This window comes from Colwellia sp. BRX8-5, from assembly GCF_014077325.1.
In the GTDB taxonomy this organism is placed as follows: Bacteria; Pseudomonadota; Gammaproteobacteria; order Enterobacterales; family Alteromonadaceae; genus Colwellia_A.
Window position 1 is genome coordinate 318,726 of record NZ_JACGVR010000001.1, and the last position, 22,514, is coordinate 341,239.

Consider the following 22,514-nt stretch of genomic DNA (forward strand, 5'->3'; position numbering starts at 1 on the left):
ACAACTACATTATAGAGTAATCATTCTACTTTTGTAAAGCGCTTTATGTAATTAAATTACATTTTAGTTTTAAAACCACCAAAAAATAATATTGCATAGTTAATGCGCCTGCTCCCAGTTATCACCAATACCTGCCTCAGCAATGAGGGGGACTTTTAACTTCACCGCATCATTCATAATTTCAACAAGCTTCGCCGTTGTTTCATCAACGATGTCTTGATGAATTTCAAATATCAACTCATCGTGTACTTGCATTGTCATTTGAATACGTGGGTCTTGCTGGATTTGTATCCATTCATCTACAGCTAACATCGCTTTTTTAATGATATCAGCGGCAGTGCCTTGCATAGGTGCATTAATAGCGGCACGTTCAGCGCCTTTTCTACGCATCGCATTTTTAGCTTTAATATCAGGTAAATATAAACGACGACCGAAGCATGTTTCCACAAAACCTTGCTCTGCAGCTTGCTGACGCGTGTCCTCCATGTAAGCCATAACATTAGGGTAACGTTCAAAATACTTATCCATATACTCTTGCGCGCGATGGCGAGGCACATCAAGTTGTTTTGCTAAACCAAACGCTGACATTCCGTAAATCAAACCAAAGTTTACTGCTTTAGCGCTACGGCGTTGATCAACCGTTACCTCGGCCAAATCGACACCAAATATCTCAGCCGCTGTTGCTTTATGCACATCTCGCCCTTCTGAAAAGGCAGAGACTAATCCTGGATCATCAGATAAATGCGCCATAATACGCAGTTCTATTTGAGAATAATCTATCGCGACAATTTTATGATCTTTGGGCGCAATAAAAGCTAAGCGAATTTTTCGACCCTCTTCACTACGAATTGGGATATTTTGAAGATTTGGATCGGTCGAAGATAAACGCCCTGTTGCCGCAACGGCTTGTTGATAAGAGGTATGTACTCGACCTAACTTGCACACTAACAAAGGAAGCTTGTCAGTGTAAGTCGATTTTAACTTACTCAATCCTCGGTTTTCTAAAATAACTTTCGGTAAAGGGTAATCTAACGCCAGCTCTTGTAACACTTCTTCTGCGGTTGAAGGTGCACCTTTGGGCGTTTTCTTAATAACCGGAATTTTTAACTCTTCAAACAATATTTTTTGTAGTTGCTTGGGTGATGATAAGTTAAACGTTTGTCCGGCAATATCGTGTGCTTGAATTTCTAATTCTTGTAAGCGCATACCAAGTGCATGGCTTTGTTCATTCAACAAATCAGAATCGATTAGTACACCGTGTTGCTCCATACGCGCTAAAATAGGTAACAAAGGCATTTCAATGTCGGTAAATACTGATAATTGATCTTTATTTTTTTCTAACTTAGCATAAATGGCTTGGTGCAAGCGCAAGGTAATATCGGCATCTTCGGCGGCATAATATCCCGCTTTTTCAATTTCAATTTGGTTGAAAGTTAATTTTTTAGCGCCCTTGCCAGCAACTTCTTCAAAACTGACCGTCTTGTAGCCTAAATATTTAGTCGCTAATGCGTCCATATTGTGGCGAGTCGCAACACTGTTTAAACAATAAGACTCGATCATGGTATCAAAAGTAATACCTTGCATTTCAATATCGTAACGTGAAAGCACGTTAACATCATACTTTAAGTTCTGACCGACTTTTGCTTGATTTTTATCTTCGAGAAGTGGTTTTAATTGTGCCAAGACCCAGTCACGGTCGAGCTGTTTGGGCGCATCAGGATAATCATGCATAAGCGGCACATAAGCGGCAGTTCCAGCTTCGACAGAAAACGATAAACCCACTAACTCTGCTTTCATATAATCGACACTGGTTGTTTCGGTATCAAAGGCAAAGAGATCAGCATTTTTTAATTTAGTCAGCCATGAAGTAAACTCAGCTTCGCTAAAAATAATTTGATAGTCAGTTTCAATATCATCTGCTGCAGGTGTTTCTTCTACAATCGAGTCAACACTTGAGGTTTGCTGTCCGGGTGAACCCGCAATAGCAGATTCACCATTTTGTAAGTCTGCTAATAACCGGCGCAATTCAAATCGAGTGTATAGCTCAGTTAATTTTTCAACATCGGCAACGCCTGGCTGTAATTGATCAGCGGTTTGCTCAAGCGGTACATCAAGTTTAATGGTTGCTAATTCATAAGAGAGGGGTAAAAACTCAAGTGCTTCACGTAAATACTCACCAATCTTACCTTTTACGTTTCCGGCATTAGCAATCACATTTTCTAAATTTTCGTGCTCAAGCAACCATTTTACTGCTGTTTTGGGACCACACTTATTAACCCCTGGAATATTATCGACTTTATCACCCATTAACGCGAGGTAATCAATAATTTGATCTGGGCGGACACCAAACTTTTCAATAACACCATCAACATCCATTTTTACATCGGTCATGGTATTAATAAGCGTGACATGCTTATCAACGAGTTGCGCCATGTCTTTATCGCCAGTTGATATAACGGTATCGATACCCGCTTTACTCGCTTGTTCTGCCAAAGTACCAATAACGTCATCGGCTTCGACGCCATCAATCACCAATAGCGGTAAACCCATAGCGGCAACAATTTCATGGATTGGTGCAATTTGAGTACGAAGATCGTCGGGCATTGGTGGACGATTCGCTTTATATTCAGGATACATGTCATTACGAAAGGTCTTTCCTTTCGCATCAAATATCACAATAACATTGCCATTTGGATAATTTTTTTTCAGACTTTTTAGCATGTTTAACACGCCAGTAATCGCACCGGTAGGTTGACCATCTTTTGTCGATAATGCTTGTAAATATGGAACATGATAAGCACGGAATAAGTACGAAGAACCATCTACTAAAATGAGTGGCGATAAAGCAGAATTTGTCATGATGATATGTGACTAGAAGTGAAATTTGGCTAAGGATGCCATACTCAGTACATTCTCTCCACTTAATCTATAAAATTAGTCGCAAAAGATCGTTGAAATTGTGGATAAGTATGTTGAAAACAACGTAGAAAACCATAACAACCAAATGGCTATTACAGTAATTTTATAGGTAACATCTTATTTTTATTGAGAAAAGGTAGTTTGAAATTCCTTTTTCACATATTTATTATTATTTTTATTTATGTGGATAAAAATTTATCCTGTACGTTTTCAGCATCTTATTAATTGTGTGTTTTTTGTGCTGCTTAAATAAACGAGGTAAGAGAGTACCAGAATTTTCTCTCAATACCAGAAAATTATTAAATTATTTTTAGTGGTATATTTCTGCTTTAAATAACTAAAAAACATAAGCGAATAACAGTAAGACTTAGCGCGATTTTAAAGATAAAAAAAGCTGAATTAATTTATCTTTAATTTGAATAAAAGCTCAAATTACCAAAAAATAAATCATCAAAAATATTGCTTTATTATTCTTGCTTTATTTTTATAATTAATATTTAATTTTCAATGTTGTTACGGGAGCTTTTTAGCTAAGCCATCTGGTCATACCTTTATTGAGTAGAGAAGATTACCGTGATACTGTAATTAAACTTAAGATATGGATGTCTTTTAGGCCAGTAGGTCACCCTTTAATTTAATTTGGTTTAATTGTTAGGTAAAACGCTTTTATCTAAGACATTTTAATAATAAATGCACACCTTTATCACATTAAGTAAATATCGGATTACAATTAAAGGATGAGCAACGTAACACAAGGCTTAATTTATGCTGAATCTCACCATAAAACAAAAAATCATCTTTGGTTTTACTACGATTGGATTATTATTATTAACGGCAAGTAGCTTTTTTTACTATTCATTAAGTAAAATTTCTGACGCCAATAATAATGTTGAAACATTAGCCGTTCCTGTGCAAAAACAAAGTGGCACGTTACAAGTTCAATTGCTGAAAATGATGAAGCAAGCGGCTGTCGCTTATACACAATCCGATGCTAATGAGTTACAGGAAAGTTTAGAGCAGTTTAATCATCTACAAAAAGATTACCAAGCAACTGTTCAGCTATTACGCCTGAAAGTGACTAAGCAAGCAAAAATGCAATCGGCTCTTGAAGAAGCACAAGTCCAATATCAACAATACTCAACCGATATTCAAGCAATGTTCTCAGCTAAAATAGGGCATCAGCAAGCAACAAGAGACTTCCAAGCTGACTATAAAACTTTTGAAAATGCTCGTTATCAAGCAAGCACCTATATGCTTGATTTAGAAATTATTGAAGCGACGGGTCAGGAGAAGTTACTTGATGAAGTTATTGGTACAGGTACGCGCATTGATGACTCACTTTTTAGCTTAAAAAACACTATGTCAGGGCTTGACCGAATAGAATCAACAGACTTAGTGACTAAACACCAAGATGATATGATTTTTTTAATCAATAATATTGAAACTAATTTTGCTTATTTAGTCCAGCAAGCTGAGCCACTTAATGCTAATGAACTGTTAAATGACTTTAAGCAGAACTTGACGCTGATGCAAGAATCAATTCAACAACCAGGTCGTTTATACCAACTACAACTACAAACAATTAATCTACAATATCAAGCAAAAGAAGCTTATCTTTCTGCAACCCAATCTTATAATTTAAGCTATGCCAAGCTAGATGAATTAGTTTTATTAGCGAATAAACGTTTTGCTCATTTTCAAAACAATGCCCAAGAAGAAATTGAAAGAGGAAAAACTTTAGCCATCGTTTTAGCGTTAATATTTATTGTTATGGCGAGCTTTATTACTTATGTCACAACTAAAGCCATGATTGGTCCATTACGGGCAGTAAACAAAGCCTTGGCATTAATCGCCAGTGGTAACTTGTCAAAGCGCATGGAAAAACGCAGCGATGATGAGTTTGGCGGGCTGATTACTAATATTAATAAGTTATCTGATGATCTAACTCAATTACTTAACGCCATTAATAAAGACGCCCATTCGCTTGATGAATCTGCGGCGTTAACCAATCAACAAAGTTTGTTTATATCAGAATCCGCCAGTCAACAAATTACCCGTATTGATAATGCCAAACAGCTTGCTGAACAAATGTTTGCTAGTTCAAGTATGGTAAAAGATGAAGCAGTGACTACCGCTTCCCATGTCACTGAAGCATCACAACGCAGCCAAGACATTAATAATATTGCTAACGATAACAGCCAGCGTATTAAGCAATTATCAACTCGACTGGGTGAATCCGTGGAAGTCATGGAATTACTTAGCCAGCATAGTCGCAGCATAGGTAGTATTTTAGATACCATTGGTGGTATTGCTGAGCAGACTAACTTACTCGCTTTAAACGCGGCTATTGAAGCAGCAAGAGCCGGAGAGCAAGGTCGTGGCTTTTCAGTGGTTGCTGATGAGGTAAGATCATTAGCTTCTCGCACTCAGGCGTCCACCGCTGAAATACAAGTGATGATTAATAATTTACAAAAAGATACTACTATTGCGGTCAAGGCGATTTCTGAAGGCCAAACACAAGCCAGTGAATGTGTGGCTCAAAGTCAGCAATTAAGCCATGCCATTAACCAAATTGAGGACACCTTAAAAGCAATTGACTCGATGAGCAAAAGTATTACTACTGCAGCACAAGAGCAGTTGGTTTATAGTGAGCAAATTGAACAAACAATGAATGAAACGGCTGATGCGGCAAATAAGAATGCTATGGAAGCGAGTAATATGCACAAAAGAAGTGAAGATGTCAGTACTTTAGCGCATTCTCTAACCAGCTCAGTAGAGCGTTTTACACTTTAAGCGGCGGATTTATTAGCGCTAGTTAAAGTAGTGTCGAGCGTCATCATTAATAGCCAGAAGATGACGCCAACACAACTTTGTATGGTGTGGTTAACGCCACTTAATTCATGGTAACAAACTCTTCTGCACTTGTTGGGTGTATCGCAATAGTGTTATCAAAGTCGGCTTTAGTTGCGCCCATTTTCATGGCAACCGCAAACCCTTGCAACAATTCATCACTACCAAAACCAATACTGTGAATGCCAACAATTTTTTCTTCTTTACCAACACAAATAAGTTTCATACGCGTAGGATCACGATAATCTTCAGTCATCGCCTGATACAAAGCAGTGAACTGTGAATTGTAAACCTTAACCTCTTCTACGCCGTATTCGTCAAGCGCTTCTTTTTCTGATAAACCAACCGTACCAATAACTGGGTGACTAAACACAACCGTGGCAATATTTGAATAGTCTAAATGCTCGTCAGGTTTATTATTAAATAAACGTTCACATAAGCGACGACCTGCGGCAACAGCGACCGGTGTTAATTGTGCACGACCGGTATTATCACCTACTGCATAGATACCTTTAACATTCGTATTTTGGTATTTGTCTGTTGAAATAAAGCCTTGTTCGTTCATTGCGACGCCAGCCAACTCAAGATTAATTTTATCTGTTGCTGGCTCTCGCCCTATTGCCCAAATTAAAGAATCAACAGGCCCAACAGACTTACCATTTTCCAAATGGATGGTCAGTTGACCATTATCGTGTTTTTCAACATGACTGGGTGTACTGTGGGTATGCAGTGTTGGACCATGTTTTGCCATTTGTTCGACTAACGTGTCACTGAGCATATCGTCAAAACCACGTAGTGGCTTTTCTTTACGCACTAATAAATGTGAGGTGGTGCCTAAAGCATGAAATACGCCAGCAAGTTCTACGGCAATATAACCCGCCCCAACAACCGCAACACTTTTCGGTTGTTCTGTTAATGCGAAAAAGCCATCAGAATCGATACCATGCTCTGCACCTTCAATACTTGGAATGCTCGGACGACCACCGGTAGCAATAACAATATGGTCAGCGGTAATTTGTTCGCCATTAACTTCGACAGTGTTTTTATTGATAAATTTGGCAAAACCATCAATGACAGTAACACCGTTACTGGCAAAACCACGAGCATAGGCTGCATGAATGCGCTCTATATAAGCTTCCCTGTTTTTAACTAACGTGCTCCAATTAAAACCTTGTAACGGCGCATTAAAACCGTAATCAGCAGAGTAGTGTAACGCATCGGCAATTTGCCCGGCATACCACATGGCTTTTTTCGGCACACAACCCACATTGACACACGTGCCACCAATTTGCTTAGCTTCTATTACTGCTGCTTTTTTACCGAGCTTTGCTGCGCGATTTGCAGAAGCAATACCGCCACTTCCTGCGCCAATGGCAAGAAAGTCAAAATGTTGAGTCATGTTATTATTCCTAAAAAAATGTATGAGTTATATATGTGGCTAAACAAGCGTTATTCAAGCCAATTAGCTATTCTGGCTTATTCACTTTTATCGCGATAATGTCATCATGCAAAAATTGTTCAATTTTCGCAGCTCCAACTGGCTTACTATAAAGGTAGCCTTGGATAAGGTGACAGTGTTTTTCACCTAAAAATTTCAGTTGTATTTCATTTTCTACACCTTCGGCAATACAAATCATTTTCAAGTTTTTTGCCAAGACTAACGTCGCAGCAACAATCGCTTCATCAGCAGAGTTAATGCCAATGCCAGAAATAAAGCTCCGGTCAATTTTTAATATTTTTAAAGGTAGCTTCTTTAAATAAGACAAGGATGAGTAACCGGTACCAAAATCATCTAAAGCAAGTACCACACCTAATTTATCAAGCGCGGTCATAGTTGCAATAGCTTTATCAGGATCAGAAATAAGCATGCTTTCAGTGACTTCAAACTTAAGCGCTTCTGGAGGTAAATCATGTTCTTGTAAAATATTTTTTAAATAATGAATTAAATTGTCTTCAAGAAAGTGCTGAACAGACAAATTAATTGATAAATAGATATCAGGGCGAATTGCCCGCCATTTTTTCAAATCTATTACACCACGTAAAATAGCCGCTTCAGTCATAGGTATAATCAAACCTAGATCTTCTGAAAGTGGAATAAAATTATCGGGTGGAATTAACTTGTCGCCACTTTGCCAGCGTAATAATAATTCGGCGCCAACGGCCTTACCTTTATATGAGTCAACAATAGGCTGATAATAATTAATAAATTCGCTGTTTTCAAAAGCCAACTTAAGCGTTGATTCAGCAAGTAACCGCTCACTTGCTTCAACATTCATACGGGGTGTATAAAATTGAAAGGTATTACGGCCAAGTTGCTTAGAATGATACATAGCGACATCGGCGTGACGAAGCAACTCATCACTATCTTTGGCATCTTCGGGGAAAAGTGCAATACCTATACTAGCACCAACACTGATGGTATTGCCGTTTAATAGCACCGGCTCGCCAACGGCAGTAATCACCTTCTGTGCAACTCGACCCAGCTGACCATGGCCGCGAAAAGACTCTAGCAGAACAACGAATTCATCACCGCCAATGCGAGCAACGGTATCATCAACCCTCAGAACTGCTTTTAAACGCCTGGTGACTTCTTGTAAGAGCAAATCGCCACAGTCATGACCCAATGAATCATTAACTTGTTTAAACCTGTCTAGATCAATAAAAAACAAAGCAATGGATTGTGACATGCGGGCAGAATAGTCCATTGCATGTTTTATTCTGTCGAGCAATAATGAACGATTAGGTAAATCCGTTAAATGGTCATAATTGGCTAAATAACGCAGCTCTTTTTCTGCATGCTTTTGCGCGGTTATATCGGTAAAAATACAAACAAAATAAATACTATTCGTTGACTCATTAAGGCTGGCACTGACCGTTAAAATAACATGGAATTCTTCACCAGCCTTTGTTGTTATTAGCTCTTCACCTCGCCAATCATCCCCAGCCTTTAAATGAGAAAATAAGGTCTTATAAAACTCAAAGCGATCGTTGGTTAATCCAAATAATTTCGCATCGAAAGCGAACTCTTCATCTTGCCAAGCAAAAACCTCACGCAAGGACTCATTCGCGATGACCCGACTAAAGTTGTCACTAATAATTAAGACCCAATCTTTGGTTTTCTTAAAAGCTTCACCATAGAAGTGAGCACGTTCGGCGTCGGCTAACGACTGGGTAATATTTGTATACGCGCCGGTAATTCTGGTTGGCTTGCCTTTAGTGTCAGTTGCCACAATTTTTCCAAGGTCTTTAAACCACAACCAATGACCATTGGATTTTTTCATTCGGTAACTGCATGAAAAGCTTACCTTAACATCAGCCGCACCCAAAAACTGTAACCATCGTGAATGAAACAATTCACGTTCATCTTTGTGAATTAACGACAAATGCTCATTAAAGCTATAAGAATATTTAAGGTCACTATAACCTAATTCTTCAGAGGCTCGTTTAGCGAACATTAAGTTATTATCGCTTTGCCAATCCCACACTTCACTATTACTACCAGTTAAGGCTAGCTGCAATCTATTTTCTCGGTATTTTACCTCTTCATGTGCGGCAAGTAATAAACGCGTATTTTGTTGGCGCTTTGCATACCACAGCATAAATAAAGTCAACAAGAGCACAATATAAACTAAGTAAGCTAGCGGCGAAGACCAAAGAGCATATTTCACCACGAAGTTAATAACAAAAGCTTCAGAATATTTTTTAGTTTCAGCTGATTGGATACGCACTACCAGCGAATGCTCCCCTGAAGGTAAGCTCGGAAAAGTAATGTGATTTTCAGTGGTTAATGGATAACTTATGTTATCAGCACCTTGTAACTTGTATTCAAACAGGAAATTATTCGTGTTGTTGTAAGATAATGGCGAGAAGTCAATACGAATACCGACATCATCATAGTTTAACTGAACGGTATCACCATTACTCAGCACAAAAGGCAAAGCTAAATCACGTGATAACACGTTAATATTAGTGGCATGTACACTCAGTTGCTCATCATCTTGTTTTGTCTTTAAAACCAGAGGGTCAAAAATGGTTAAGCCGTTCATGGCACCATAGGCAAATGTGTGATTATACATTTCGTAGAAAGCACCACTATTGAACTCTTTACCCACTAAACCATCACTGATACCAAAATTACGAAGATGGTGTGTTTCAGCGTTTAGCATATAAATACCGTTATGGCTGGAAAACCAAAGATCACCTTCAGGGTCTACCATTAAACCGTAAATATTGAGTCCCACATTGGAATTATTTTTGTCATATACATATTTTTTTTCAAACGTTTTACTGTCTAAACCGACCAGTTCTTTACCAGCAAAACTAAACCATAGCAGGCCTTTTTTATCAAAAGCCACATTTTCTATAGATATCCATTCACTTTCTTTAATCTTAGGATTTTGATAAATCATGGTACTTGTTCGTGTTTCAAGATCAAAAAACCATAATGAATTATTGGTAGAAAAAAGCATTTTATCACTATTAGGTAAATAGCCGAGTAAAGTAAAAACCTTATCTTCCGCAATGCTCGCAGTCATTTCATCAAGTGGGTCAATAGCGCCCGTTGTTAATGAAATGCGATTGACACCTTTTTCCGTAATACTCCACAACGTATTATAACGATCATAAAAGAAATCATACTGACCTAACGCAAGCAGCTCTTTTACTTTAACGTCATACGGAATATCAATAATTTTTTTGAGCGCTATATCAAATAACACCACCCCTTTACCGGTAGAAAGCCATAAGCGTTGCTCCAAATCTTCATAAAGATGATCTATGTTCCCACGATGATAAATCGTTTTAGGGGTCTCGGTTGTTAAATAGTGCAACATGGTATCGTGACGCGTATCGAGTAAATTAAGACCATTTTGAGTGCCTATCCATAACTGTTCAGGGTCACTCCTTTTCGCCGTAATAGACCAAACAAGGTTGTCTGTTAAACTTTTTTCACTGTCTTTTTTATAACGATAGTTGGTTACTAAGCTCAGTTTAGGATTCCATTTATAAAGACCGGTAGCCTGAGAGCCCAACCAAAACACCCCTTGTTTGTCTTTCATAATAGCAACTACATCACTGCTTTTAATATGGTCAAAAAACTCATTAAACGAAAAAAGAAATTCTGTGGTGTCTGTTTTTGTATCAATAGCAGACAACCCTAAATGACTGCCTTGATATACGTTATCGCCATCGTCATAAAACTGCCAACTTGAAACACCGTCAGTTACCATTTTGTAAGTGGGTAATTGAAGATCACCCACTAAATAATTGTTAATTTTACTAACCGGCAAGCTATAAACACCATTGTCTGTACCCAAATACAAATGATTATTCGCACTTACATGCAAGTTAAATACTTTATTCGCCCCTACCGCACTAAAGCTGTCTGAGCTAATTTCAGTCGCGGTAATGGCAGGTAATTTTTTCCATTTTTTAGTGTCAACATTTAAGGCAAAAGTGCCAATACGTGTCGCAATATATAAAATATTTTGATGTAACAATATTTCATAAATATTATTAACCGCAGGAAACTCATTTGATAAATCTAATAGACGCGTATTTTTTTGAGATATTTTGTTATACACGATGATAGTTTTTGCACTGGCAATAAAAAAGTCATTATTGTTGCCCTCGACCATATCCGCTATATAATAATCTTTATTTAGCGGATCTGTTTGTAGAATTTTTTGGTAGGTATCTGTTTTTTTATTGTAAGTAATTAGCCCTTTATCAACGATGTTGATCCAAAGTAATTTGTCCTTATCTTGAATAATCCGGTACGTTTCATAATTTTCAAAATCATTATCTGGCCCAGGTAAACTGCGAAAATTATAACCGTCATACATATTCAAACCATTTTCAGTGCCAACCCAAATAAAACCTTCATCATCTTGAAAAATAGTTTTAACCGAGCCTTGAGACAAGCCATGCTCAACTGACAAGTTTTCTAAATATAAATTATTCACCTCTGCTTGTGCAGTATTTGTGAAAAGCATAGCGCACAGTAAAAAAAGTGAATATAAGGAATTCACAGAAAAAAAACGAAACATAACACCTCGAGAAACTCATGACGAAGACAAATCATATATTTTTAGTATAAGTAAAATACAATTAAAATAAATATTTATCCGAACTAAAAGGGTAAATAAAGAGCCTAATTAACAATAACAAACAACGTATTAACATAGACAGTAGCATTTATTTTTTTAAGGTGATCAATTTTAAGTAAAATAGATTGAAAACAAAAAGCGCTACACCTTGAATCTTTCCCATTAAGGTCTTACATCTACATCATCATTTAATAAAGAATACCGCATTATGAGCAATCCATTATTAACAGTTTCAGATTTACCCCAGTTTTCTCAAATAAAGCCTGAACATATCAAGCCTGCTGTTGAGCATGCGATAGCAGAATGCAAAAAAGTGATTGCAGCAGTGCTTGAAGAAAAAACATTTACCTGGGCAAACTTAGTTATGCCTACGGACGAAGCTGACGATACGTTAAGTAAGCTGTGGTCGCCGGTATCCCACATGAATTCGGTGGTTAATAGTGACAAACTACGTGACGCATACGAGTCATGTTTACCACTGTTATCTGAATACAGTACTTTTGTGGGCCAGCATCAAGGGTTATATCAAGCCTACCAACAATTTGCCAACAGTGATGAATATTCACAATTAAGTATTCCTCAAAAGAAAGTCATTGAGAATGCCTTACGTGATTTTAAATTGTCGGGCATCGCATTAAACGATAATGATAAAAAACGATACGGTGAAATCGTTACTCGTTTATCGGAGTTAAGCTCAACATTTGGCAATAATGTACTCGATGCTACGCACGCTTATAGCGTTAATATTACCGATAAAAGTGAACTTACTGGCTTACCTGACAGCGCTATAGAAGCCGCAGCAGAACTAGCAAAAGAACAAGAAAAACAAGGCTGGCTATTCACCTTAGATATCCCTAGTTATTTACCCGTAATGACTTATTGTAGCAATGCGACATTACGTGAACAGCTCTATCGTGGCTTTGTTACTCGCGCTTCAGACCAAGGTCCCAATGCCGGAAAATTCGATAACAGCGACATCATGAACGAGCTATTACTACTTCGTCATGAATTAGCACAGCTATTGGGCTTTAATAACTTTGCTGAGAAATCAATTGCTACCAAAATGGCATCATCAACCTCTGAGGTTTTAGACTTTCTAGAAAACCTAGCGGTAAAATCGAAGGTTCAAGGTCAACAAGACTTAGATGAAGTTAAAGCTTTCGCTGAAAAAGAATTTAACCAAACAGACTTACAAGCTTGGGATCTGCCCTACTATAGTGAAAAATTAAAGCAAAGCCGTTATGCTATTTCAGACGAAGAATGTCGCCCTTATTTTCCAGAAGAAAAAGTTGTAGCTGGCTTATTTGAAGTTGTTCATCGTTTATTTGGCATGACAATTAACCAAGTAGCTAACATCGACACTTGGCACAAAGATGTGAAGTTTTATCAAGTATACGATCGCGATAATAATTTGCGTGGCCGCTTTTATTTAGATTTATACGCCCGCGCCCACAAACGTGGTGGCGCATGGATGGACGATTGTAAAAGTCGTCGTGAATTAGCCAATGGTGATATTCAATACCCTGTTGCCTACCTAACCTGTAATTTTAATAAGCCTATTGGTGATAAGCCTGCGCTATTTACCCATGACGAAGTGGTTACTTTATTTCACGAATTTGGCCATGGTATTCACCATATGCTGACACAAATCAACACCAGTGGCGTTTCAGGTATCGATGGTGTGCCGTGGGATGCAGTAGAGTTGCCTAGCCAATTTTTAGAAAATTGGTGTTGGCAGCCAGAGGCATTAGCCTTTATCTCAGGACACTACCAAACGGGTGAACCACTACCGCAAGCTATGCTTGATAAAATGTTAGCGGCAAAGAATTACCAATCTGCGATGCAAATGTTACGTCAATTAGAATTCAGTATTTTTGATTTTAAAATGCATAAAGATTACCAACCTGCACAAGATAACTCTGGGTATATTCAGCAAACATTAAATCAAGTGCGTGAAGAATATTCAGTATTGAAAGCCGCCGACTTTAATCGCTTTCAACATGGTTTTGGTCATATTTTTGGTGGCGGTTATTCAGCCGGTTACTATAGTTACAAATGGGCAGAAGTATTATCTGCAGATGCCTTTAGTCGTTTTGAGGAAGAAGGCATTTTTAACCCGAAAGTGGGTAATGATTTCTTAACTAATATATTAGAAAAAGGCGGGTCTCAAGAACCCAGTGTCTTATTTAAAGCCTTTCGTGGCCGTGAGCCTGAGATTGATGCTTTACTCAGACATTGTGGTATTGAAGGATAATGAGTGGCCCTAAATAATGGAAAAATTTGACTCACTTTATCAACGCGCCGCCGAACGTAAAGGTGGTGCGGCTATACTCAACCTCTTATTAGGTGATAACCAACAAGATCATTTAGTTGCCAAGTTAGGAGACGATAGAATTTTATCGGCCTTTAGCAAAAAGATCTTTCAAAGTGGTTTTGTCTGGCGTGTAGTAGAAAATAAATGGCCAAACTTTGAAGAAATGTTTTTTAATTTTGATCTCGCTAAAGTCTTAATGATGCCTGAGGAAATGCAAGAACGTAAAGCGGCAGATGCGCGAATTATTCGCAACTTTAATAAAGTAAAAACTATTCAAGCTAATGCCCATATGATGTTTGATGAAATACATAGCGATAATAGCCAGCACGATAGTTTTGCTAAATTTATTGCGGCATGGCCAAGCAATGACATGATAGGTTTATGGGATTACTTAAAGAAAAAAGGTCAACGTTTAGGGGGCAATACTGGCCCCTACGCTTTACGTGCTATCGGTAAAGATACCTTTTTACTTACCCGTGACATTGAAGCCTATTTCCGTGCCAATAAAATTATTGACGGCGGACTGCAAAGTAAAAAAAGCTTAGTTGCCATTCAAAATGCTTTTAATCAATGGCAAAGTGAAAGTGACTTATCACTGAGTCAACTCAGCCGCTTAGTTGCCTATGCAACCGGCGATAACAATGTTCAAGTAGAGTTTGATTAATGGATATGTCTAGAATAGCGGTTGGGTACCTTGATAAAACCGATGTTGATTTAGCTAAAAAAATTGCTAAAAAATGGCAATTAGCCTATATCGGTGACAGCGCTTCAGTTACTAAGCATCCAAACTTACTGTTTTTATTACAAGTCAACTTTCAAGAATTAGAACTGATCAAGCTTGATGAGCCTAAACTCGGTGGTATTAAAGTAGACTTTGTTGATGGCGCGGTTGCCCACCGACGAAAATTTGGTGGTGGACGCGGCCAAGATATAGCTAAAGCGATTGGACTAAAACATGGTTTTACTCCACATGTACTAGACGCTACCGCAGGCTTAGGACGAGACTCTTTTGTATTGGCTACCTTAGGTTGTACAGTAACCATGAAAGAACGTATGCCTATTGTCGCAGCACTGCTAGAAAATGGCTTAGAGCGCGCTAAATTGAACAGTGAGGTCAGTGATATTGCCAGTCGTATGTCACTAGTTCATGCGGCAACGATTGAAGAGTTGTCATTCACTCAACAACCTGATGTTATTTATCTCGACCCTATGTATCCACATCGTGAAAAATCGGCCGCAGTGAAAAAAGAAATGCGCGTATTCCAATCACTCGTCGGTGAAGACTTAGATGCGGATGATTTGCTTGAACCGGCATTGAAATTAGCAAAGTACCGTGTTGTGGTTAAACGTCCAAGCTATGCGCCACCATTAAATAACAAATCGCCTTCAACCAGTATAAAAATGAAAAAAAATCGTTTTGATGTTTATGTCAACCAAGCGATCCCAAAAAATAATTAGCGATACTCGTTTACAACGTACTCCCTATCTAGTGCTGAAAATCTTTCAAAATGGTATGGGCTAAAATTGTAAACGAACTTCCTTCCAAGCCCATCCAAGTAATTACCTACACGGTTTACCCTTTCGTTCAATCTATAGATCTATAGTTTATGATTTCTCAGTGTAAAATCAGTTAGAAAAACAATCATAATTTCTGATATTCAACCAACACTCTAAATGAGCACTCTGTCCACATTGTTGAGGATAGTGGTTGGCTTTCTTTAAGTCAGCAGTCGCTAGTTGCTGACATTTTTTAATATATTTTAGAACTTCATAGTGAACACTTTTTAACTTTCTGGCCTTATGATCGGTTAATATCAGTTTATTTAAAAGTCGACCGTTTTAACATCACCTTTGATAATGCCTACTGTAGCTACATTTCCAACAGGAGAAGGTATGGTTAAGGCGTTATATTGAATGTTGTCATCGATATTTGTACCACACATTAGTGCAACAGTGTAACTTCCTGTTGGAACAAACCCTATGCTGTAAGTTCCATCTACGGCTACTAGTGTTGAAATAAGTGGTGCCGTCGCTGTCGGTGCATCACCGACGAAAGTTTCATCATCTGCATCATAACTATCACCTAATTCGGTTGGTTCACCTTCATATAGATAAACGATACAGCTACCTAAATTAGTATTATCAGCAGAAACATTACCCTTCAATGTTCCATATTCGCTAACAATGTGAACGCCATGAGGTTTAATAATAAAACCATTTTTTGTGGGTGCATTACCGCGCATCACTAATGACTCGCGTAAACTAAATTCAATAGTATAAGCTGGGGTATCGCCGACTTGGATAGAAGTTGACGCAATTTCAAAATCTCCTAAACGTAGTCTAGAGCTAGGGACTTTAATAGAGTATTCGGTCGCATCATTTTCAAGCAGTACATATGAGCCGGCATCGACTACCAGTAATTCCATCGAATAGGTGCCTGGGGCCATAGTTACACCTTGAGCTTCATCAACAATTTTAAGTTGGTCTGTACCCTGAAAATCAAGTAAGTTAACTTTAATGGTTTCTACAATTTCATTATTGTCATTAGTAAATTCAGTAATGACTGTAGTCTCTGTCCCTGAAATAGTAATTTCATCTATTTCAATAAAGACTGAATCCGCCTCATCAATAGGTGCATCACTAATCCCTAAAGAAAATTTTGCTTGCTCAGAGGGTTGTGGTGATGAATTATCACTGCCCCCACAAGCGGAAATTGCCAATATAATAGGGGTGAATAAAAATGGAATTGTAAAGTTTTTGTTAAACATAATATTTACCTTTATTGCTACTTTAGTTAATTAAATTAATAAGTCTAAGGTAAAGTCATACTATGCAAAGCTGGTGCTTTGTTGTTTCATTAATATATTAACAAAACTCACTGATAGACTTTTTCTATAGAAAAAATGAAATCGATTATAGATTCAATTTCACGATTGTCTTTTGACAATTTATCAATTACCAAGTGATTATAATGTAATCACTTACAACATGATAGATATAGTGTTACCAACAAAAATTAATGGCCCTATGCCGTTTACTAGATACTCGAAAGGTAAAACTCATATTACATGGCAACAGTGTAAACGACGTGGTTATTTTATAAATTAATGATGAAACACATATACAAAGACAAGTGCTGGAAGTTGTGGGATTTTTAAATCTAACATATAGTTGTTTATACTTACCTAAAAGTATTATCTTACTTTTATTGTTCAGAGCTAATAAGTAGTGGTATTAATTTGAAATATACTCAACCTAAAAAAAGTTACTTTAATGTAATCAATTTTATAGTTGCTGTTATTTTAATATGTCCAATGATTAGTTATGCAAAATTTAACAAAATAACACTCGATCAAATTACGGTTAAGGACGGGTTATCCCAAGTATCTATTAATAGCATTAGTCAGGATGATGATGGGTTTCTTTGGATATCAACAGAGTCTGGCCTTGAACTATATGACGGATATACCTTCACTAAAATAGAAGGACCTGATAACGATTTTTCACAATATAGTGCAGGAAAAACAGTCCAATCAGCGAATGGATTAATGTGGTTACACCTCTATGGTAAAGGTTTGTATAGCTTTAATAAAAGCACTAATGAGTTTGACCTACTCTTAAATAACAATCAATTAGAGTCTGATGATTGGGTTATGGATTACTTGCCACAAAAAGATGGAACCGTTTGGCTTGCGACAAGTAAATACATAGCGACTATTGATGTTAAAACTAAAGTTTATAAACAAATTGTTAACTTAAAAAAGTATCTAGGTGATTCTGCAATATATCAAATCATTTTACATAACAACTATCTATATATAGCCAGTAAAGAAGGCACTATTGTTTATCAATTATCAACAGGCCAAGTAGCTAAATTACCTCAAATCACCAAGATAACTGCGCAAAGTGCTGATCTAAAACCTATACAAGCAAATAAAATTTATACCTTAAGTATTCTTAATCAGACCTTGTTTTTGGGAACAAACGATGGTGTTTACTCATTAAATATTCAACAAATCGACTCGCTTTTTGCAATGGGAGAAGATAATGAATTACCGCAGTATCAAACTATTTTTAAACATCTATCGGTCTGGGATTTTTTTATAGAAAAGGAACTATTAATTATTGGTGCTGCGGATGGGCTGTATCGATATAACGCTGTTACGCAGCAAGGACAATTTTTATTCAGCTTTGATGAATATGCTCCCTCTTTTGCGAATAATACGGTTAAGTCATTAATTGTCGACCAAGATGGCTACTACTGGCTAGTGAGTAATAGCCAAGGTTTGTTAAAATGGAATCCTAACTTAGGCTTAGTTGAGAATTATAATTATTACAAAGGTCGTGACAACAGCTTAACCAGTAATAATGTTACGGGCATTTTGCCTGATAAAAACGATGATAACTTATTCTGGATTTCAACCGATAATGGCTTAAATTTACTAAATAGAAACACCCAACACGTTGAACAATTCTTCGCCCTGAAAAACTCAAAGACGACATTTACCGCAAGCAATATAGTTTCATTACACTATGGTAGCAATAAAACTATTTGGTTAAATACTTCTGTAGGATTAAGACTTTTTGATATTAAAAGCAAAGCAATCATACCAATACCTTTTGAAGCAAGTTTTTTAGAAAAGCTAACTGTTGATTACCCCGTTTATTTCACTACCGATAAATACCTTTGGTTCACTCAAACGGATCAACTACTTATGATTGATCAAGAATCTGGTCAATCAACTGATTTCAGTAAAGTAATGACTGATGCTGGCATTAAAGATATTTGGTTTTTTTTCAAATCACCAAATCAGGATAAAGAAATTTGGTTTAGTACAACAAAAGCATTATGGATGTTTAATACTCAGTATCAAACGTTTAAGAAAATATATGAACATATCAACATGAGCGAAACTGAGTGGTCTTTTATTGATAGTTTTGTAGTTGATGCTGAAAAATCTCTGCTATGGGTAGCCCATACATCAAAAGGTATTTATGGTATCTCCCTAGAAACACAGGAGGTTCTTCATACTTTCAACAATCAAAACAGTATTCTAGACAACAATCTATATGGTCTACAGCAGGACTCGCAAGGAGACCTTTGGATCTCAACTCATGATGGTATTTATTCGATTGATACACGCTCTTTTCATATCAGAAAATTTGGTATTCATCATGGCTTTTTAGGTATGGAATTTAATGGTGGCGCGCATGCAAAATCATCAACCGATGAATTGGTTTACGGTTCGGTGAATGGCGTTTCTTTTTTCGATCCTTTGGCCTTAAAAGAAAAAGGCCTGACCAAAAATAAAAATGTTTTTGTCACTAAAGTTGATTTACTTACACGGCATTTAGAAGATGCTTATATATTTAACTCAAATAAGGTAGTAGAACTTAAATATGACGATGTGGGCATTAGGGTTGATTTTACCACCTTTGATTTTTCAAAATCTAAAGACATAATGTTTGAGTATTCTTTAACAAGTAACAGCACGGTGAACTATCCTTCGACCTATGAAAATCATATTATTTTTCCAAGTTTAGAGTCAGGGAAGCATACTTTAGCTATTCGGGCTAAGTCGCCTATTACAGGCGATTATTCACCACTAACTTATATTAAATTTAACGTTTCTTATGCACCTTGGGCATCACCTACCGCCTATATTCTGTATTTTATTTTAGTTATCTCTGCATTCAGTTTTTGGATAAATAAAAGACGTAAACAACGTGATGCTCTGTTGGCTGCTCATGAACAAGTTGTCTTTAGAGAAAACCGTTTACAGCTAGCATTAAAAGGTAGTAACAGTGACGTATGGGATTGGCACGCTCAGACGAATAGTTTTTCTGCTAATCGTTTTAAACATAATGTAAGCCTAATAGAAAATGCCTATACCTTCCCTATAAAAGTATTTATCAATGATATTCATCCAGATGATAAAGCGACCTTTCTTGCTGCTTGGCAACAATTTATTGATAAAGCTGATGTTAATGTAACCTTTACTTTTACCTATAGACTAAAAGGCGAACATAATGAATGGCGATGGTATAAAGATTTAGGGAAAATTGTAGAAATTGATGATAATAAAAAGCCTATACGGGTTACGGGTTCCTATACCAATATCACTCAATCTAAGGCTGATGAAGAACGTGCCCAATATTACGGAGAAGCATTTAGACATACAAAAGATTGGGTATTAATTATTAATCAAGATTTCACCAAGGTGACTTCAAATCAAGCAATGAGGAATATATTTGGCTGGGAAGAAGAACAGCCATTTAATGACTCATTAATTGGTATAGACAGAAAAAAGATAAAATATTATAGCGATGTAGCATTAAGTTTAGGTGTAAATGATCATTGGCGTGGAGAAGAGCTTGTTACTTCTGCAGCAGGAGATAAATATAATGTACTGGTCAAAATTAATGTTGGTATAAATAGTAATAACAGTCTTCATTATATTATGGTGATGACCGATATTACCGCTCAAAAGCTCGCTGAAAGCGAACTACGCTATATGGCTAATTACGATCACTTAACGGGGCTACCTAATCGGAGTTTACTCATTGAGCGGATTGATCATGCAATAGAATTATCAGCAAGAAACAAAAATATTTTAGCGATATTTTTTATTGATTTAGACCGCTTCAAACAAGTCAATGATACGCTAGGTCATGATGTTGGTGATCGATTATTGAAAGTTATCACACAACGATTAACCAAAGTCTTTCGTCAAGAAGATACTCTGGCAAGACTTGGCGGTGATGAGTTTGTCGTATTGCTAGAAAGCTTTTCATCAATAGATAAGCTTTCACAAATTGCACAAAAAATTATCGATACCATTGAGCAACCGATAACACTACAAGATACTATGGTCTGTATTGGTTCAAGTATTGGTATTTCTATTTACCCTGAAGATGGCATGGATTCAGCTGAGCTTTTAAGAAATAGCGATATTGCAATGTACTGTGCGAAACAAAATGGTCGAAATATCTATCAATATTTTGAACCATCAATGACTGAAGCAGCAGCTAAACGACTTGCTCTTGAAGCAAATTTAAAGCAAGCCGTAAAACAGAAGCAATTTATCAATCATTACCAACCCATTGTTGATGCACATTATGGCAAAGCGGTTGGCGTAGAAATGTTAATGCGCTGGCCTACCGACAACGGCATGATTTCTCCCATGGAGTTTATTCCTTTAGCCGAAGATTTAAATCTTATTATTTCGATGACAGAAGTAGCGTTAAACACAGCATTACAAGACTTAATAGTATGGCGTAGCTTTCGAACTGATTTTTATTTATCCATTAATATTTCTGCTAGTCATTTTAGTAAAGGAGAACTTGTCACTTTTATTACGAGAATATTAAATGAGTTTGATTTACCTACCTCAGCAATAAAACTAGAAGTTACTGAATCTGCATTTATCTCTGAACCTGAAAAAGCGATTGAGAAAATGAATCAGCTAAAAGCTATAGGTATCAAGTTATCGCTTGATGATTTTGGCACCGGTTATTCGTCTCTATCTTACTTAAGATTACTCCCGTTAGATGTTATAAAAATTGACAGAAGCTTTATCTCTAACATTGGTGAAAACAACGCAGACGAAGCGATAATAGAGGCGACGATAAGCCTTGCACAAAAATTAGGCATGAGTTGTGTTGCTGAGGGTGCTGAAACCAAAGAACAAATTGACTTCCTGGTTTCTAGAAATTGTCATTACATTCAAGGGTATTTTTACAGTAAACCCGTATCCAGTGAACAAATTATTTCATTGTTAGAAATGAATAAACCTGAGTATATATCACCTAGGTGATTTTTTTAAACGTGATCTCTTGCGTTTAATAAAGCTGACACCCACTTTATTAGCAGATTTTCACGCATATGAGTACACCAGACGCTCCTCCTTTAACTACTTGATTGTAATCACATATATGGCTAACTGCTCAACTTTATGAGTAACTGCTTTTGTTTCTTTGATAAGTGTTCGAGTTGTTTTGTATAGTTTTCTTTTGATTTTTAGCTTTTTTTTGAAAAAATTTATGGCAAAAATCGTATATAACTCAGTGCGAAAGAATTCAATTTACCATAGGTTCTTCACTCTCCTATCATACGAAATTCATGTGTTTAAAAAGCTTTTCAGATTGTTTTTTTTACGAGTGGTAGAAAATAAATAGTCAAACTTTGAAGTGATTTTTTATCTGACAAAAATAATTATGTTGCTAGAAGAAATGCAAGAACGTAAAGCGGCTGATGTTCGAATTATTGGTAATTTCCACAAAGTACAAAAGCTTAACCGCCACTTAAATCGCCTTCAACCAGT

At 36.9% G+C, this 22,514-nt stretch carries 9 protein-coding genes; 5 read left to right on the forward strand and 4 right to left on the reverse strand.

Annotated features, from left to right (window positions below):
- Positions 1-99 precede the first annotated feature (99 nt).
- Complete coding sequence (polA, locus tag H4J62_RS01335) at positions 100-2,859, reverse strand: DNA polymerase I (protein WP_182215334.1); 2,760 nt, start codon at positions 2,857-2,859, stop codon at positions 100-102.
- 825 nt (positions 2,860-3,684) lie between these two features.
- On the opposite strand from polA, the gene H4J62_RS01340 reads away from it, so the two are divergent.
- Positions 3,685-5,712, forward strand: coding sequence for a methyl-accepting chemotaxis protein (locus tag H4J62_RS01340; RefSeq protein WP_182215332.1), 2,028 nt, complete (start codon positions 3,685-3,687; stop codon positions 5,710-5,712).
- A gap of 100 nt (positions 5,713-5,812) precedes the next feature.
- On the opposite strand, the gene gorA is transcribed toward H4J62_RS01340, so the two are convergent.
- Complete coding sequence (gorA, locus tag H4J62_RS01345; protein ID WP_182215330.1) at positions 5,813-7,168, reverse strand: glutathione-disulfide reductase; 1,356 nt, start codon at positions 7,166-7,168, stop codon at positions 5,813-5,815.
- Positions 7,169-7,235: 67 nt separating this feature from the next.
- On the reverse strand, positions 7,236-11,762 hold the full coding sequence (locus H4J62_RS01350; RefSeq protein ID WP_182215328.1) for an EAL domain-containing protein: 4,527 nt from the start codon (positions 11,760-11,762) through the stop codon (positions 7,236-7,238).
- Between the two features lie 322 nt (positions 11,763-12,084).
- Between H4J62_RS01350 and prlC the strand changes: the two genes are divergently transcribed.
- The 3 genes from prlC to H4J62_RS01365 are packed head-to-tail and all read left to right on the forward strand — an operon-like array spanning position 12,085 to position 15,648.
- Positions 12,085-14,130, forward strand: coding sequence for an oligopeptidase A (gene prlC / locus H4J62_RS01355; RefSeq protein ID WP_182215327.1), 2,046 nt, complete (start codon positions 12,085-12,087; stop codon positions 14,128-14,130).
- A gap of 16 nt (positions 14,131-14,146) precedes the next feature.
- The gene (locus H4J62_RS01360; protein WP_182215325.1) at positions 14,147-14,854 is read left to right on the forward strand and encodes a DNA-3-methyladenine glycosylase I; all 708 of its coding nucleotides are present in this window, start codon (positions 14,147-14,149) and stop codon (positions 14,852-14,854) included.
- A 5-nt stretch (positions 14,855-14,859) separates the two neighbouring features.
- On the forward strand, positions 14,860-15,648 hold the full coding sequence (locus H4J62_RS01365) for a class I SAM-dependent methyltransferase (RefSeq protein ID WP_182215390.1): 789 nt from the start codon (positions 14,860-14,862) through the stop codon (positions 15,646-15,648).
- 365 nt (positions 15,649-16,013) lie between these two features.
- Here H4J62_RS01365 and H4J62_RS01370 read toward each other — a convergent pair whose 3' ends face one another.
- Positions 16,014-16,958 carry a DUF4382 domain-containing protein gene (locus H4J62_RS01370; protein ID WP_182215323.1) on the reverse strand — a complete coding sequence of 315 codons (945 nt, stop codon included), beginning with the start codon at positions 16,956-16,958 and terminating at the stop codon, positions 16,014-16,016.
- Positions 16,959-17,429: 471 nt separating this feature from the next.
- On the opposite strand from H4J62_RS01370, the gene H4J62_RS01375 reads away from it, so the two are divergent.
- Positions 17,430-22,007 carry an EAL domain-containing protein gene (locus H4J62_RS01375; RefSeq protein WP_182215322.1) on the forward strand — a complete coding sequence of 1,526 codons (4,578 nt, stop codon included), beginning with the start codon at positions 17,430-17,432 and terminating at the stop codon, positions 22,005-22,007.
- Positions 22,008-22,514: the final 507 nt, after the last annotated feature.

Bases quoted from the DNA above. Each gene is read 5' to 3' on its own strand.
- H4J62_RS01350 (WP_182215328.1), bottom strand. From the start codon at position 11,762: ATGCTTTTCACAAATACTGCACAAGCAGAGGTGAATAATTTATATTTA.
- H4J62_RS01365 (WP_182215390.1), top strand. From the start codon at position 14,860: ATGTCTAGAATAGCGGTTGGGTACCTTGATAAAACCGATGTTGATTTA.
- gorA (WP_182215330.1), bottom strand. From the start codon at position 7,168: ATGACTCAACATTTTGACTTTCTTGCCATTGGCGCAGGAAGTGGCGGT.
- prlC (WP_182215327.1), top strand. From the start codon at position 12,085: ATGAGCAATCCATTATTAACAGTTTCAGATTTACCCCAGTTTTCTCAA.
- H4J62_RS01370 (WP_182215323.1), bottom strand. From the start codon at position 16,958: ATGTTTAACAAAAACTTTACAATTCCATTTTTATTCACCCCTATTATA.
- H4J62_RS01340 (WP_182215332.1), top strand. From the start codon at position 3,685: ATGCTGAATCTCACCATAAAACAAAAAATCATCTTTGGTTTTACTACG.
- polA (WP_182215334.1), bottom strand. From the start codon at position 2,859: ATGACAAATTCTGCTTTATCGCCACTCATTTTAGTAGATGGTTCTTCG.
- H4J62_RS01360 (WP_182215325.1), top strand. From the start codon at position 14,147: ATGGAAAAATTTGACTCACTTTATCAACGCGCCGCCGAACGTAAAGGT.